Below are 16,426 nucleotides of genomic sequence, written 5' to 3'. Positions count from 1 at the left end.
ATATGGATTCCATGACCTGAATCATTACCACTTCGCGGGGTGCCGGGGTCGCGCATTCAATTATCGCATTTTATCTACATTTTTTTTTCGCCCATTACAACAAATGAAGTTGACAGAAATGTGACGGCACCATACTTAACCATGCAGGAATTGGAATTGAGCACGGAAAAATCTTAATCAGGTGGACAATACCAGTCATAGCTTATGAAAATTCAGGTAATAATGGCCATATTTTCTATAGCTTAGGTTAAATTTTTCTTACTTACCCGAACACAAACCCGAATTTATGGTAAATCCTGTGACGCATCAGCTTACCTGTGCCAGATCACGTCTGGCCTCCTTTGCTGCGCTTTCTACAATCGTGCTTCTGGCGGGCTGTGGCATGCGGCCCAAGCCCATGCCACTGGCCGACCATATCAAACGCGCCGATGCGGATCACGCCACGATCGTGGCCCGTTACCTGCCACTCGACGGTGACCTGACGCTGGGCACCGCCATTGCGCGTGCGCTCAAGTTCAACTATGATTCACAGGTCGCCAAGCTTGAGATCAACCAGCAGGAAAAGCAGCTTGATCTGGCGCTGATGCAGATGCTGCCGCACCTTGCGGCCGATGCGGGCTATACGGACAGAAGCAACAACAATGCTGCTGAAAGTATTGATGAATTCACCAATCAGCGCTCGCTGGATTATTCTTATTCCGAAATGCCAAGTCATGGCAGCGGCGACATCAGCTTTTCATGGAACGCGATGGATGCGGGGATCAGCTATTTCTCCGCCCGCCAGCAGGCCTTCCGCGCGCTGATCGCCGTCGAGCGCCGCAGGCGCGCCATCAACGATCTGGTCAAGGCCGTTACCACCAATTACTGGGAAGCCGCGGCAGCCCAGGTCATGCTGCCACGCCTTGACCCCATCATCCATGATGCGGAAGTTATGCTGGCGGCCTCGCAGGATGCAGGTAACGCGCATCTCCAGTCCCCGCTTACACTGCTTGATTACCAGCAGAACATCATCCAGATCCTGGGTGAGATGCGGCGCATAAAAGATGAGCTGGTCGGCGCGCAGATCCAGCTCGCCTCCCTCATCAACGTGCCGCAGGATGAAAAGCTCAACCTAGCCACCCACCCGCAGGATGTGCAGCCGCTGGGCAATCTGGATATTCCCACGCTGGAGCGCATGGGGCTGGTCATGCGCCCCGAACTGCGCATGGAAGTGTACCAGCAGAAGGTTGACCGGCAGGATGTCTATAAGGAAATCCTGAAGATGATGCCCGGCATCGGCGCCATCGGGAACGGCAACTTTGATTCGAACGCCCTGCTCTATCACCACATCTGGGGTCAGATTGGGGTCAGGGCGACCGTCAACCTGATCAACATGATCCAGGGGCCGCGCGCCATCGCTGTGGCCAAGGGCAATGTCAAGCTCTCGGAAATGCGCCGCCTTGCGCTGAGTGTCGCCATTCTGGCCCAGATCAACCTGAGCGCGCAGAAATATGTCACGGCGGTGGACTTTCTCAAATCCTCGCGGCAGATCAATGATGTCAGCCTGCAGATGGAGCAGCTTGCCGTATCCGCCTCCGCTGCGGGTGCGCAGTCCGAGGCCAACCGCGTGCGCCACCAGATGGCGGCCCTGCTGGGCCAGCTTGAATACAGCCGCAGCCTTGCACATACCCATCAGGCACTGGCCAACCTGTATGCCTCCATCGGCGTGGATCTTGTGCCCGCCAATGCCGATATCCAGGACCTCAAGCACCTGACAGCACAGGTCGAACATTCCATTGCCCTGTGGGAAAACGGCCGCCTGCCCGACCTGACCCTGCCCGACAATGTAAAGAAACCGGATGCGGGCAGCAGCACCACACCCGTAGCCGTGCCGGTGCAGCAGGCTGCGCCGCCTTCCACCCCTGTTGCGCAGACGGGCACGGCACATCCGGGTCCCGGGCCGGGCTAAGCCGCCGCCCTTAACTCATTATTAATAAGTAATGTTATAAAGCTACATCGCCTCAGGCGGTGCTGGCACCTTTTATTGAGGAAAGCCGGTTGTGTATATGCGTACATATTCGTTTATCCCCGCGCTGATGCTTGCCCTGGTGCCCGGCACGGTTCTGGCCCAGGCCGCGCCACCGCCTGCACCCGCCGACAGCCCGGCCGCCGCCACGGCACCGCTGGCCGCACAGCCCGAAACACCGCCCGCGCCAGAGCCGGACAGCACGGCCACCCGGCATGCCCCCAGCGTGCAGGTAACCACGCCCATGAGTGCGCAGATCAGCGCCAGCATGTCGGGCCAGCTTGAAAAATTTCCTTTCCGTGATGGTGACCACTTTCACAAGGGTGACGTTCTGGCAGCCTTCCGCTGTGGCCAGCAGAAGGCGACCCTGGCCCATGCCCATGCCGAATACATCAAGCGCCGCGGCCTGCTGGATGTACAGAACAAGATGAAGGCGCTCGGGCAATGGAGTGTATCGGACCTGCGTTCGGCCGCAGCCGACGAACAGGCAGCCAGTGCCGACCTGGAAATGGCCAGCGCGGTTGTGGCCCAATGCGTGATCGAGGCGCCGTTTGACGGACGTGTCTCCAATACAATGGTGCATAATTACCAGTATCTTTCAGCCGGGACCCCCATGCTGGAAATTCTGGATGATATCTCGCTTGAACTCTCCATGATCGTCTCGTCCATGGAACTGCGCCACCTCCAGCCCGGCACGCCGTTCAGGGTGCACATACTCGAAACGGATGCCACTTACCCGGCAACTGTCAGCCGCGTTTCGGGCAAGGTGGACCCGGTCAGCAAGACCATCAAGGTTTATGGCAAACTGACCCAGGCCGCCCCGGACCTGCTGCCGGGCATGACGGGAGAAGCCCGGTTTGGCCAGTAAGGCCGGACGGGCGCCTGATCATGACCACGCCCCCGTCTGATCCCGCACGCATGCAGCAGGGGCGGCAGGCCGCGTTGCTGCGGCTGTCGGCCCTTGTGCATCTGTGCGAACGCCTGCGGACCTGTGCGCCCGATGAGCTGGATTTCGTGCTGGTCAACGAGAGCCATAACATCCTGCCCTACCAGCAGGCGGCCCTTTACCGCACGGATATGGCACGGATTGCGGCCATATCCGGCACGGCGGTGTTCGATCCCGCCGCTCCCTACATACGCTGGCTGGACCGGGTATTCGACAGCATCACGCACGAGCCGGGTCCGGTCATGCTTGATGTCGGGAGCCTGCCTGCGGCACTGCGCAATGAGTGGGCGCAATGGATGGCCCCGCACGCCGCGCTCATCCCGTTGGCCGGGCGGCATGGCCGCGCGGGTACGCTGCTTGTCGCACGCGCGGATGCGTGGACAAAGCCCGATATCCAGGCCCTGTGCATGATCGGGGGCGAATATGCGGAAAGCCGGCAGCTTATCGCCTCACAACCACCCCGACCACGCAATACACGGGTGCGCAGGCGGGTGGGCGCCATACTGGCAGCCGTTCTGCTGGTGGCGCTCTATCCGGTCCATTCTTGGGTTCTGGCCCCGGCCGAGGTCGTGCCGGTTGCCCCTACCTATGTGCGTGCGCCCTTTGCCGGTATCGTCCATCAGCTTGATGTCGCCCCTAATGCCGCCGTGCGGGCCGGCATGCCAGTGGTGGAACTGGAGCGCGCGCAGCTTGAAAGCCAGTACCAGGTCGCCCGCAAGGCGCTCGAAGTAGCCCGCACCCAGTATGATGAAGCCATTCAGGCAGGCATGCTCGATGCCAAGGCCCGCGCGCAGGCCGGTGAACTTAAGGGCCGTATTGACGAGGAAGCAGCCCAGATGCGCTACCAGAGCGACCTGCTGCGCCGCGCCACCCTGCCTGCCCCGATAGACGGGCTGGCGCTTTATAACGATCCCTCCGAATGGACAGGCCGCCCGGTGGAGGCAGGCGAGCGTATTCTCATGATCGCTCCTGCCCTGTCCCGCCGGATCGAGATCCGCCTGCCTGCAACCGAGGCCGCCCGGTTCGCCCCTGATGCGCGCGTGCGTTTTTTTGACAATGTCCATCCTGACCACCCGGCCGATGGGCATCTGGTCTTTACCTCCTACGCCAGTACGCCCATGCCCGCGGGCACGCTGGCCTATACCCTGCGTGCCGATCTGAACAGCGATATCCGCCTTGGCCTGCGCGGCACTGCACGCATCTATGGCCCACGGCACATGCTTGTGCTGTGGGCCCTGCGCAAACCGCTGGGCGTAGTACGGCAATGGCTTTCCTTCTAGCCAGGCCGGAGGGTGGAGCATGAACGCGCCCTGGCCCGCCCTGCGTGATGACCTGGAACTGCTGCGTGGCCCCGTTGTAACCGGAGCCCCGACATGGACCCTTTATGACCCCGCCCGCCATCGTTACGTGCGCCTTGGCGGCATGGAAATGGAAATCCTGCAACGCTGGGAGCTGGCTGATCCGGATATGATCGCCCGCGTTGTCAGTGACCAGACCACGTTTGATGTACAGGCAGCCGATGTCATGGCCCTTGCCGCCTTCGTGCGGCAGGCCGGGCTGACCACGGCCCAGACCAGTACTGACAGCGCATTGCTGGCGCGGCAGGCACGCAGGCCACCGTTGCTGTCATGGATCGTGCATCATTACCTGTTCCTGCGCGTGCGGCTGTGCAATCCCGATCTCATCCTCAAACGCTGCGTGCCGTTGACAGACTGGCTTTTTACCCGCCCGTTCTGTACCGGACTGGGGCTGGCGGTAGGGCTGGCGGTGTTTCTGGTCATACAGCAATGGAGCCTGTATGCGGCGGGGTTCTTGCATCTCATCACTCCCCAGGGCGCAATCGGGATTGCACTGGCGCTGACACTGAGCAAGATGGTGCATGAACTGGGCCACGGTATCGCGGCACGGCATTTTGGCTGCCGCGTACCCGCCATGGGTGTCGCCTTTCTGGTCCTGTGCCCCGTTTTATGGACCGATACAACCGATGCGTGGCGACTGGTCCGCGCGCGCGACCGGCTGGTCATTGACTGCGCAGGCATGGTGGCCGAAATCATGCTGGCTACACTGGCCACCATTATCTGGAGCATCGTGCCCGACGGGCCACTACGGGATGGCCTGTTCACGCTAAGCAGTTCCACATGGATACTGACCCTGTCGGTCAATCTCAGCCCACTCATGCGGTTTGACGGATATTATATCCTCTCCGACCTGATGGGTATTCCCAACCTGCAGGAACGCGCATTTGCATGGACACGCTGGCGCACCCGCAAGCTCCTGTTCGGCGAGAATACCCCGCCGCCCGAGGTCTTTCCCGCACGCCGGGAGCTTATGCTGGCAGGTTACAGTATTGCCACATGGCTTTATCGTTTTTTTCTGTTCACCGGTATTGCACTGGTTGTTTATCATGCGGTTTTTCCCGCGCTGGGCGTGGTCCTGATGGGAATTGAAATCTGGTTTTTTGTCGCCCGGCCCATCATGGGGGAACTGGCGCAATGGGCACGGCAGGCCCTGGATGCGCCTGGCAGCCGCCGCGTGCATGTTACGGGAGCGGCTTTTGCCATGCTTCTCGCATTCCTTATACTGCCATGGAGCCATTCCGTTCGTGCGCCTGCCGTATTGCGGGCACAGGGACAGAGCCTGCTTTATACATCGGATCCGGGCATGGTGGTGCGTCTGCTTCCTGCGGGCAGCGTGGTGCAGGCAGGCGAGAGCGTGGCCGAACTACGCTCATCCGGGCTTGATCATGACCGTGCGGTTTCAATCGCACGGCTGGCGACGCTGGAGGCCACACTGTCCGAGCGGATGTTTGGCACGGAAGATACTGCCTCGCTGGATGATACGCGCGACAGGATCGAACAGGAAACCGCCGAGCGCCTGCGTGCCGAGGCAGCGATAAGGCAGTTGACCATCCGCGCGCCCTTTGCCGGGATGCTGGTGGATGTTCCACCGGAAATCCATGCCGGTGATACCTTGAAACAGCATGACTATATCGGGTCGCTCATAACACCAGACCATGCAGCCATCGAGGCATACGTGCATGAAACGGATATCAGTTTCATACAGCCCGGCGCACAGGCCAGTTTCAGGGCCGACAGCCCTGATGCTACGCGGATAACGGGGCATGTGCAGTCGATCTCGGTTGCCTCGATCCCTGAAATCGATGCATTGGAACAGGCATCGCCCTACGGTGGTCACATCAAGGCGCATAGGGATGAGACGAGCCATGCGGTCGTACCTGAAGAAGCGGTCTATCGGGTGGTTATCGTGCCTGACGGGCCATTGCCACCGGTAGGGCAGCGCATGAGGGGAATGGCCAGCATCCACGCAACCGCGACCAGCTTCGTGCAGCGGACCTATCGTAAGGTGATATCGGTTTTCATGGGCGAGGCGGGTCTGTAACAAAAGTGGGCCTGTAATGGTCTTGTGCCGGTCAGGTTACGGCGTGTCGCCAGTTAAGCATGATAATCATTGATGCGAATTGGACGGCGGCGAGGAATGTGGATTTGAGCTTGTCGTAGCGAGTTGCGACAGCTCGAAACTGTTTAAGTTTGTTGAAGAAACGCTCGACAGGATTACGTTTCTGGCAGGGAGCGAAGTCCGTTTCCCGTTGTGTTGTCCTGTCGCTTTTTGGCGGGATGACCGGGGGGAATTCCACGCTGCATCAGCCGGTCAATCAGGCTGTCCGAGTCATAAGCCTTGTCGGCAAGGAAAGCATCCGGGCCGATCCTTTCCAGAAGTTGTTGTGCCAGAGTGATATCGGCATCCTGCCCCGGCGTGATATCGATTTCCACCGGGTTGCCCCGAGAATCGCAGATGGCGTGGATCTTTGTGGTCAGTCTGCCTCGTGAACGTCCGATAGCCTGATCCACACCCCCTTTTTCAGGGCGCCGGCGTTATGCTGATGCGCCCGGACGATCATGCTGTCGATCATCATGTATTCATTGTCATGATCCGCAGCAAGATAACGGAAAACCCTTTCGATTACGCCGCTTTCGCACCAGCGTCGTAGAGATTATGTCACAAAATTGCGTGCCGCCTGCAGTTCTTCCTTCAGTTTGCCTATGAGCTGACCTACCGGCATGGCCCGGGCCAGAGGAGCTCCCTGTCCGGCCCAATAAGCACCAAAGCCGCTTTCACCACAGTTTCTGGCAGCTTTGTTGAGTGCTTTTCCCGCATCATAGGCCGTGGGATAGTCAGGAGGCGGTGGCATGCCTGCACTGTCACTCAGGCCAGTAAACCGGTTTGAAAGACAGCGCGCAGGACGCCCTGAAACAAGATCGGTCATGCGCGTATGAAAGGCGGCGGCTCCCGCCAGAGCCTTTCGGTAAGCTTCATCCGCGCCTGTCTCGGGGCAGAGAATGAAGGCCGTGCCCATCTGTGCCGCGCCGGCACCCAGGGCAAGGGCGGCCGCAATCCCTGCTCCATCCATGATACCGCCAGCGGCAATTACCGGAATGCGGCATTTCCGTACAAGCAGGCGGGTCAGGGCAAATGTTCCCAGCGCATCATCATGACCCGCTGGATCAAAAATGCCCCGATGGCCTCCCGCCTCGACCCCCTGCGCAACAATCGCGTCCATCCCTGCGGCCTCGACAGCATGCGCTTCCTCCAGACTGGTTGCTGTTGCCATCAACATGATGCCCCTGGCCTTCAGGGCTGAAACAGCCTCACGTGCAGGAAGCCCGAAATGGAAACTGACAACCGGCGGCTTCGTATGCAGAAGCATGTCGAGCATTGCCGGATCATCATTAAAGCTGCGGTATATGGGATGCAGTCTGGCTGGCGGGAGCGCATGGAATTCGGTAAACAGCGGTTTCAGCCACGCCAGCCAGGCGCTGTCGCGGAGCGGATCAGCTTCCGGCGTCTTGTGCACGAACAGGTTGACGTTGAAGGGAGCCGCTGTCTGTTGTCGTATCTGGCAGATCATCTCATGCGCGACTATCGCCCCGGCGGCCCCTGCTCCGATTGAACCAAGCCCCCCGGCCTGAGATACAGCCGCAGCAAGGGCTGGCGTGGAGACGCCTGCCATCGGTGCCTGCACCAATGGAATCGTAAGGCCGAACTGCTCTGGCCAGTTCATCACCGCTCCCCATCGCGCAAACCGGTTTGCTTCTTGCTTTTATGGTAGTCCATATCGCTGGTTACGGCATTCAAAAACATATCATCGCGCCTTTGCCTTCACTCTGGCTTACAGGCATGAAAACTGGGGCAGGATGTGGCCCAGCAGGACTGGTTCTGGCGGGCTTCGAAAATACGGGAAGTCTACTCTCGGAGCAGATCGATCACAGTCTTTTCAACGTGATCCATGCTCTGACAGCAGTCGGGAAGTTGAGGCATGGATTTTCGTGGCCAGTCCGCCATGCGAGCGTCCGATGACCTGAAAACAGGTTTATGGCGAGAAATTTTCTTTCCCGCCCCGATAGTTCCCCACTGACGGGATTTTGTTCCTTGCAGGGAACCTATACTATAAATTATGCTTCATTAATTATTTTATATGATAATGTTATTATTCGTTTCCATGAACATTATTTTACATCTTATCTGTTCATACTTTGTAAAAAAACACTGTATCTGTCTTTGCAGGCCAGCACCGCATGCCCTGCGGCATGGCTCCTTAACGATCATGCCGGAGCATTCCTTCATGGCCCTTTCTTCAACCTGACCCGTAAGCCCCGCCCCCCCCTTCATGCCTGGGCTGGCAGGTGTCGATCCATGCAATAAAACCGCAGGCAAATACTGTAGCTTATGCCCGCAGTGCTGCGCGGTTATTCGTGATATAGGGAATTATCCATCCCATGAATGCCATCGTAGTCACTGCACTACGTCGGCCCTATACCTTTGTGGTGCTTTCGATCCTGATCGTGGTCTTTGGCATCATGTCGGTATGGCGTACGCCGACGGATGTGTTCCCCAATATCCGCATTCCGGTCGTGTCGGTCGTCTGGACCTATGGCGGCATGCTGCCTGAGGAATTCGCAGGCCGGATCATCTATAATTACGAACTGATGGTGACCTCGACTGTCGAGGGCATCGAACATATGGAAAGCAGTTCGTATTACGGGCGCGGCATCGTCAACATATACTTCCAGCCCGGCACCGATATTGGCAAGGCGGAGGCCGAGGTCACCGCCATTTCCCAGACGGTAATCAAGCAGTTGCCCGAGAACATCCCCTCCCCCATGGTCATGAGCCTCGATGCCTCTTCCGTGCCGGTGCTCACGCTCCAGGTCACGTCAGATAAACAGACCCCGTCCGACCTGTTCAAACTGGCCATGATCCGCGTGCGGCCGCTGCTGGTGACCGTGCCGGGCGCGGTGGTGCCACAGGCCTATGGCGGCATGGACAGTTTTGTCATGGTGGCGCTGAACCAGCAGCAGCTTCAGGCGCATCACCTCTCGGCCATGGATGTGCAGAACGCCCTGCGCGGGCAGAATATCGTGCTGCCCGCAGGCGACCAGAAAATCGCGGCTACCGACTGGATGGTGCAGACCAACGCCACCCCGCGCTCGATGAAGGAACTGGGTGATATCCCGGTCAAGCGCGTGGGCAATGCCGTGATCTATGTGCATGATGTGGCAGAGGTCTATCGCGGCGGCCACCCGCAGACCAACCTCGTGCTGGTCAAGGGCAAGCAGGGTGTGGAGATCGTGGTCATGAAAAGCGGCGATGCCTCGACGCTGGATGTCGTGGCCGGTGCCAAGGCGCTGCTGCCGCGCATCCAGAAACTGCTGCCACCCGATGTAAAGGTCAGCATTCTGGGTGATGCCTCGGTGTTCGTGAAGGATTCCATTTTCGATGTGGTGCGCGAGATGCTCACCGCCGCCTTCCTGACCGGCATGGTGGTGCTGCTGTTCCTTGGCTCATGGCGGCCCACGGTCATCATCGCCACCTCCATTCCGCTGGCCATCCTGTGCGCCATCATCGGGCTGCACTGGGCGGGGCAGACCATCAATGTCATGACGCTGGGCGGGCTGGCGCTGGCTGTCGGCATCCTGGTGGATGACGCCACGGTGATGATCGAAAACATCGACGCCCACCTGGAAATGGGCAAGGCACTGGAGCCTGCCATCATCGATGCCGCCAACCAGATCGTCATCCCCACCTTTGTCGCCACCACCTGCATCTGCATTGTCTGGCTGCCGCTGTTTGGCCTGAGCGGGGTTGCGGGCTGGCTGTTCATGCCCATGGCGGAGGCCATCATCTTCGCCATGATCGCCTCCTTCATCCTGTCGCGCACGCTGGTGCCGACCATGGCCAAATACCTGCTGGCGGGCCACAGCGTGGCGGGGCATGGGGACTCCCACCACTGCCAGCCGCAGGTCCACAACCTGCAATACCCCAGGCGCCTGCCCGAGCGCTTTCAGCAGGCGTTCGAGCGCGGGTTCAATACCTTCCGTGAGCGCTACAGCGCCCTGCTCGGGCGCGCCATCGCGCGGCGGGGGCGGTTCGTGGCCATCTTTCTTGGCGTATCGGTCGGCTCGCTGGGGCTGTACCTGATTGCGGGGCGCGATTTCTTCCCCGAGACGAAATCCGGCACGCTCCAGATGCACATGCGCGCGCCCCTGGGCACCCGTATCGAGGTGGCGGGCCGCGAGGCCTCGCTGGTGGAGGACCGGGTCAACGCGCTCTTCCCCGGCAAGGTGGAGAGCATGATCGAAAACTGCGGCCTGCCCGAAGGCGCGCATAACCAGGCCTTCATCCCCACGCCAACCATCGGCACACAGGACTGCGACATCACCATAGCCCTCAGGAATGAGGAAACCCCGGTCTGGGATGACCGCGCCATCCTGCGCCGTGACCTCTCGGCGCGTTTTCCCGGCACGGTGTTCACCTTCCAGCCTGCGGACCTTACGGCAAAGATCCTGAATTTCGGCTCGCCTGCCCCCATTGACGTACAGATCTCCGGCCCCGACCTGCGTGATAATTACGACTACGCCCGCCTGCTCGTAAACCGCCTGCGCGGCGTGCCGGGTGCCGCCGATGTCGTGATCCAGCAGACCATGAAGACACCGACCCTGTTCGTACAGGGCAACCGCACCTTCGGCCAGGCCACCGGCATGACGGAAGCCGACCTTGCCAATAACGAACTCATGACCCTTTCAGGCAGCCAGACGGTGGACCCGCAATACTGGCTTGACCCGGCCACGGGCATCACCTTCCCGCTCAATGTCTATGTGTCACAGGACCAGCTGACGCATTTCAACAACCTCATGACCATTCCGGTCGACAAGGGCGATGGCGACCCGCAGGGGCGGCACATGCAGCTTCTGGGCGGCATAAGCGATGTCAGCGCCACCGGCACGCCGGGGCAGGTCTCGCACTTCAATTCCATGCCTGAAGTTGACATCTATGTTTCCGCCGAGGGGGCGGATCTGGGGCAGGTCACCTCCGGCGTGCAGCACGTGCTGGACCAGACGCGCGACAGGGTGCCCTCCACCGCCGCCGTGGTGGTACGAGGCCAGACCGAGACCATGCGCCATGCCTATATCGAACTGGTGTTCGGGCTGGTGGTGTCGGTGCTGCTGATCTACCTGCTGATTGTGGTCAACTTCCAGTCCTGGCTGGACCCGTTCATCATCATCTCGGCCCTGCCCGCAGCGCTGGCAGGCATCGCCTGGGCGCTGTTCCTGACCCATACGCGCCTGTCGGTGCCGGCGCTGACCGGAGCGATCATGTGCATGGGCACGGCCACGGCCAACTCCATCCTTGTCGTCTCGTTTGCGCGTGAGCGGATCGAGGAACATGGCGATGCGCTGCGTGCAGCGCTCGAGGCGGGCTATGGCCGCATCCGCCCCGTGCTGATGACGGCACTCGCCATGGTGATCGGCATGGTGCCCATGGCCATGAGCAATTCACAAAACGCACCTCTGGGCCGCGCCGTGATTGGCGGGCTGCTGGTGGCCACCGTGTCCACGCTTCTGTTCGTGCCCTGTGTCTACGCAATCCTGCATAACCGCGCGCCCCGCAACCGCGAGGAACTGAACTGATGTCCACCCGGGAATCCCGTAAGATGATGATGCTGGCCGGCGCCACGATCCTTGTGGGCTGGTGCGGTTACCTGCTGGCCGGGCGCATTCACCATGCCATAGCCCTGCGCCATGATGCGGCAGAGGCCTCCGTGCCGGATGTAATGGTCATTGCGCCGCACAGGGAGGCCCGCCATGTCAGCCTCGACCTGCCCGGCACGATCGAAGCCTGGTACCAGGCCCCCATTTACCCGCAGGCCTCGGGCTACGTGCATATGTGGTACAAGGACTACGGCGCCCGCGTGGCGGCGGGCGACGTGCTGGCCGAGATCAACACCCCCGGCCTTGATGCCCAGTTTGCGCAGGCGCAGGCCGATCTCCAGTCCTCGCAGGCCAAATACGATCTTGCGGTGGTCACGGCCCAGCGCTGGCGGCTGATGGGCAGGTCACAGGCCGTATCGGGACAGTCGGTTTCCGTGCAGGATGCAAACGAGAAGTCAGCCTCGGCCGATCTCGAGGCCGCGCGCCACAACCTTGACCGCTACGCCGCCCTTGAGCGCTTCAAGGTCATTGTCGCCCCCTTTGATGGCGTCGTGACCGAGCGTGACATCAACGTGGGTGATTACGTGCATGAAGGCGGCGGCAACCTGAACGCCACGGGGGCGGCCAGCGAACTGTTCAGCGTGGCTGATACGCACCAGATGCGGCTGTTCGTCTCGATACCGGAGAACATGTCCTACATTCTCCAGCCCGGCCTGCACGCAACCGTGCGGGTGCCGCAGTTCCCCGATCGCACGTTCGAGGCGAAATTCCTGACCGTATCGGGCGGCTACGACCCCGATACCCGCACCAGCGTGAGTGAATTCGTGATTGACAATACCGACCATGCCCTGTGGCCCGGCACCTTCGCCGCCGTAACCCTGAGCGCGCCCGAACAGGCGGCCCATCAGAGCATTCCCACCGGTGCGCTGGTGTTTCAGGAGCACGGCATGCAGGTGGCCGTGGTGGATGGGCAGGGGCGTGCGCATTTTCATGACATAACGGTGGGCCGCATGGGCGATGGGGCGACGCAGGTGCTCTCGGGCGTCACCCCCGATGACCGGATCATCGACAACCCGCCCGCCGACCTGCTGGAAGGCGAGCGCGTGCATGTAGTCCAGCCCGCTGCCGGATACAGCAACGACACCGATGAAAAGGACGATGAATGATGGCCCTTACCATTCACCGCTCCACGTTCATGGGCGCTGCCTGCGCCGTATCGCTGCTGTCACTGGCGGGATGCGACCTTGCGCCCGCCTATCATGCGCCACATTACGTTATCCCCACCACATGGCAGGGACAGGCGCCGTTTGGCGTGGCCCACCCGATGGATGACACCATTCCCACGCAATGGTGGAAAACCTTTGCCGACTCCGAACTTGATACGCTGGAGGAGGCGGCCATGGCCCATAACGGCGACCTGCAGGCCGCCAGTGAGCGCTTTTTGCAGGCGCGTGCCATTGTAAGCGAGGCGCGGGCCGACCTGCTGCCGCATTTTGGCGTGGCCTTTGGCGGCAGCAATAACAAAAGCTCGGCCGAGCGACTGTTCCGCTACAAGGGACCGATTACGGATTCAGATGAGTTCTATGGCGGCATGGCCTCGTGGGAGCCGGATTTCTGGTCCTCCATCCGCAACCGCGTGCGCCTGCAGAAGGATTATGCCCAGGAACAGGCTGCGCAATACGCTGCCGCACGGCTGAGCCTGCAGGCCGAACTGGCCAGTGATTACTTCACCCTGCGCGGACTGGATGCGCAGGCGGCGATCTACACCCAGTCGATCCGCTATTATGAGGAATCCCTGCGTGTCACCCAGACCCGGCTGGTGGACCAGGCCGCCTCCCGGCTGGATGTGGCGCGCGCGCAGAACCAGCTTTACACCACGCAGGCCCGCCTGCTCGACATTCAGGCCCAGCGCGAGGTGATGGAGCATGCGGTGGCGGTTCTGGTCAATGTCGCGCCCTCATCTTTCCATCTCGCACCCGATGCCCACCTCAATGCCACCCGCTTCGCGCTATCCGCCCCCCTGCCGTCGGACCTGTTGCAGCGCAGGCCCGACATTGCCATGACCGAACGCCAGATGGCGCAGGCCAACCGGGCCATTGGCATTGCGCGCGCCGCGTTCTACCCGCATGTCTCTTTCCAGATGAATGGCGGGTTTGATGATAACGGATTCAACCTCGCCAACCTGGCCAACAGCATGTGGTCCTATGGCGCAACCGTGACCATGCCGGTGTTTGAAGGCGGGCTGCGACGCGCGCAGTTGCAGCAGAGCTGGTCCGCCTACCGCGAAACGCGCGACCATTATCGCGTGACGATCCTGGGCGCCTTTCGCGATGTGGAGGATGGCCTGTCGCGCACAAACCGCCTCGATAGCGAAAACGGCCGCCTGCGTGCCGCCGTGGGCGCTGCCAGCCAGACGCAGGACATAACCATGAATCTGTATAAAGGTGGCCTTGCAACCTATCTCGATGTGCTGATCGCGCAGGTCAGCACGCTGGATGCCCGTATCCAGCAGGCCGAAATCCAGACCCGTTACCTGCAGGCGCAGGTCGGGCTGATCCGGGCCTGTGGCGGGGGATGGGACGCCGCCAGCCTGCCCGCGCCCAACCAGCTGTTTTCGGTGGACCCGCTACAGTATTCCGGTCTGCATAACGCACGCCCCGCAGGTGACGTGCCACCGCCCCACAGCCATGGCCCTGACCCGGACGACAACCTGACCGGGCCAATCCTCTCGCCGCATACCGGCCCATGAAAACAGGGCATGCAAGGGGAGAGAAGGCCCCCTGCATGCGCCCCTGGCTGAAGGTAGGCTCAGGAATGCATTGAATGGGTATCGCCCGGGATTTTTGCGGAACATGCCATGCCCTGCGCCATATCGGGAATGGTTGCTTAAGCTGGTGGCTAACAGCGCCATAAACTATCTGGATAAAAATCATACATGATGGCTGGATGATGTGTCCGGGTCGTTATCGGCAAGTCCGCCTCCACCCATGTTGCCGCCTTCCATGCCGCCTGCACCACCCCCTTTTGCGCCACTATCCTTGCCCCCTTCTCCTTTGTCACGGCCGCCTGAAGCCGACGGACGGCTCGGCCCCTGACGCGGAAGTTCCAGATCGGGCGGGATGCGTTCAATATCCAGGGCCTTACGGATGAAATTGCGCAGGGATACAACCAGATCATGTGTATGGACATTGCGGCCCTGCACCAGTTCGGATGCCGCCCTCACCGCCAGGCGAACGTGCTCTTCAGTGCCAAGCAGAATGATGTCGGACAGGGCGGCCTCGACAGCATCGCGAATGCGCCGGGCACGCTCCGAATTTCCTGACAGTTCGAGCGGCGCCATCTCCTGACCACGGGCTTCACGGTATTTTATGTCTTTCAGATGCATCGGGCTGACACTCAGGTCTCCTGTAAATGAGCCCCCCAATGTTTTGTAAGCCGCGATCAGCGTTCTGATACGTTCGTTGATCTGTCGGTTCAGGCGCTCCCTGCGCTGCTGGAGTGTCAGCATCATAACCAGGCGAATGCCTACCCCGAGCAGGGTCAGTAATACGAGCCCGATAACCGTTACCAGAGCACTATGCCATGAACTGAAATCTATATTCCGCAAGGTGGTTTCCTTCTGATTTGCCCTGATATATCGCAAATCGGCCACTATAAATAAAACCGGCATAATCTTATGTGATATAAAGTCTGTTTGAAAATCCGATCAGGTACTTTTTAATGTTCCATATATGGATTTTTGGCGGTTATGTGCCGGTCAAGAAGTAATTATGCCACTCTTGCCTCGAAAGCGGGGGGCTGATACCGCTCGAATGTGGAGGGTTTTTCGAACCCTCCATCTGCCTCTGGTCGTATGCGACAGGCCGATCTCGGCAGCCATGGAACGGATCGACCAGTGGGTCGCGTCTTTGGGCGTTGTGTTCAGCGTGCGCTCGATGACCTGCGTAAACTGCGCGTCCGACACCGTGCGGGGCCGGACGGCACGATATTCGTCGGTCAGGCCTTCAATGCCATCTTCGACAAACCGCCGCCGCCATTTGCCGACGGTGTGCTCATGTACCCCCAGGCGTGCAGCAACTTCCTTGCTCTGCAAGCCTTCGGCGCAGAGCAGAACCATCCGGCAGCGATCCGACAATGACCGCGGCACCTTGTGACGCCGGACCTGCCCTTCAAGAAACGTCCGCGCCTGCGGACTCAGTACTACCTGACCTGCCTGTCGTCCCGCCATCGTTCTGCTCCCGTCAGTGCGACAGAAATATTATATAATGATGCTTATTTCAGTTCCAAGTGACTGGCAGGTAACGCTCATTAACGTCAGCGACATGACGTGCTCTGTCGAGGTGACGATACGCTTCAGACCTGATGACGAATTTCAAGCGTGTGTGCCCACACATCTGCGCACCTGCTATTGCAAATTACTATCAGTTGCGAAATAAGGTGCTGGAAACATCATTATATGGGCTTTGA

Annotated in this window: 9 protein-coding genes and 2 pseudogenes; 7 read left to right on the top strand and 4 right to left on the bottom strand. The window is 60.1% G+C overall.

Going from position 1 to position 16,426, the window contains the following annotated elements:
- Window positions 1–298: 298 nt before the first annotated feature.
- The 4 genes from CDI09_RS07030 to CDI09_RS07015 all read left to right on the top strand — a co-directional run bounded on the left by CDI09_RS07030 (window position 299) and on the right by CDI09_RS07015 (window position 6,350).
- Window positions 299–1,948 (top strand): TolC family protein, encoded by a 1,650-nt coding sequence (locus CDI09_RS07030; RefSeq protein ID WP_078528200.1) that lies wholly within the window; start codon window positions 299–301, stop codon window positions 1,946–1,948.
- Window positions 1,949–2,045: 97 nt separating this feature from the next.
- Window positions 2,046–2,873, top strand: coding sequence for an efflux RND transporter periplasmic adaptor subunit (locus CDI09_RS07025; RefSeq protein ID WP_078528197.1), 828 nt, complete (start codon window positions 2,046–2,048; stop codon window positions 2,871–2,873).
- A gap of 20 nt (window positions 2,874–2,893) precedes the next feature.
- A complete protein-coding gene (locus CDI09_RS07020; protein ID WP_078527307.1) occupies window positions 2,894–4,231 on the top strand; it encodes an efflux RND transporter periplasmic adaptor subunit in 1,338 nt (445 codons plus the stop codon).
- 19 nt (window positions 4,232–4,250) lie between these two features.
- Window positions 4,251–6,350 carry an HlyD family efflux transporter periplasmic adaptor subunit gene (locus tag CDI09_RS07015; protein WP_078527305.1) on the top strand — a complete coding sequence of 700 codons (2,100 nt, stop codon included), beginning with the start codon at window positions 4,251–4,253 and terminating at the stop codon, window positions 6,348–6,350.
- Window positions 6,351–6,381: 31 nt separating this feature from the next.
- Here CDI09_RS07015 and CDI09_RS18540 read toward each other — a convergent pair.
- Window positions 6,382–6,957, bottom strand: a pseudogene (locus CDI09_RS18540) (IS5 family transposase); the annotation flags it as partial.
- Between the two features lie 6 nt (window positions 6,958–6,963).
- The gene (locus CDI09_RS07000; RefSeq protein WP_078527299.1) at window positions 6,964–8,031 is read right to left on the bottom strand and encodes an NAD(P)H-dependent flavin oxidoreductase; all 1,068 of its coding nucleotides are present in this window, start codon (window positions 8,029–8,031) and stop codon (window positions 6,964–6,966) included.
- A gap of 715 nt (window positions 8,032–8,746) precedes the next feature.
- Here CDI09_RS07000 and CDI09_RS06990 point away from each other — a divergent pair.
- The 3 genes from CDI09_RS06990 to CDI09_RS06980 are packed head-to-tail and all read left to right on the top strand — an operon-like array spanning window position 8,747 to window position 14,708.
- Entirely contained in the window at window positions 8,747–11,938 is a 3,192-nt protein-coding gene (locus tag CDI09_RS06990; RefSeq protein ID WP_078527297.1) for an efflux RND transporter permease subunit, read from the top strand.
- Entirely contained in the window at window positions 11,938–13,125 is a 1,188-nt protein-coding gene (locus tag CDI09_RS06985) for an efflux RND transporter periplasmic adaptor subunit (RefSeq protein WP_078527295.1), read from the top strand. The genes CDI09_RS06990 and CDI09_RS06985 overlap by 1 nt, the downstream gene beginning before the upstream one ends.
- Window positions 13,122–14,708: an efflux transporter outer membrane subunit gene (locus tag CDI09_RS06980; RefSeq protein ID WP_078527293.1), complete on the top strand. Its 1,587-nt coding sequence runs from the start codon at window positions 13,122–13,124 to the stop codon at window positions 14,706–14,708. Before CDI09_RS06985 ends, CDI09_RS06980 begins: the two co-directional genes overlap by 4 nt.
- Before the next feature lie 180 nt (window positions 14,709–14,888).
- On the opposite strand, the gene CDI09_RS06975 is transcribed toward CDI09_RS06980, so the two are convergent.
- Window positions 14,889–15,566: a hypothetical protein gene (locus CDI09_RS06975; protein WP_167370264.1), complete on the bottom strand. Its 678-nt coding sequence runs from the start codon at window positions 15,564–15,566 to the stop codon at window positions 14,889–14,891.
- Between the two features lie 228 nt (window positions 15,567–15,794).
- Window positions 15,795–16,187, bottom strand: a pseudogene (locus CDI09_RS06970) (helix-turn-helix domain-containing protein); the annotation flags it as partial.
- Between the last annotated feature and the right edge of the window lie 239 nt (window positions 16,188–16,426).

The sequence above is a fragment of the Komagataeibacter nataicola genome (assembly GCF_003207795.1).
Lineage (GTDB): Bacteria > Pseudomonadota > Alphaproteobacteria > Acetobacterales > Acetobacteraceae > Komagataeibacter > Komagataeibacter nataicola.
Note: the sequence above shows the minus strand (reverse complement) of the source record. Positions and strands in the feature narration are given on the sequence as shown.

What these genes read in the sequence shown, in the direction of transcription:
- CDI09_RS07025 (WP_078528197.1), top strand. Translation starts at nt 2,046, where the DNA reads ATGCGTACATATTCGTTTATCCCCGCGCTGATGCTTGCCCTGGTGCCC.
- CDI09_RS07020 (WP_078527307.1), top strand. Translation starts at nt 2,894, where the DNA reads ATGACCACGCCCCCGTCTGATCCCGCACGCATGCAGCAGGGGCGGCAG.
- CDI09_RS07015 (WP_078527305.1), top strand. Translation starts at nt 4,251, where the DNA reads ATGAACGCGCCCTGGCCCGCCCTGCGTGATGACCTGGAACTGCTGCGT.
- CDI09_RS07000 (WP_078527299.1), bottom strand. Translation starts at nt 8,031, where the DNA reads ATGAACTGGCCAGAGCAGTTCGGCCTTACGATTCCATTGGTGCAGGCA.
- CDI09_RS06990 (WP_078527297.1), top strand. Translation starts at nt 8,747, where the DNA reads ATGAATGCCATCGTAGTCACTGCACTACGTCGGCCCTATACCTTTGTG.
- CDI09_RS06985 (WP_078527295.1), top strand. Translation starts at nt 11,938, where the DNA reads ATGTCCACCCGGGAATCCCGTAAGATGATGATGCTGGCCGGCGCCACG.
- CDI09_RS06980 (WP_078527293.1), top strand. Translation starts at nt 13,122, where the DNA reads ATGATGGCCCTTACCATTCACCGCTCCACGTTCATGGGCGCTGCCTGC.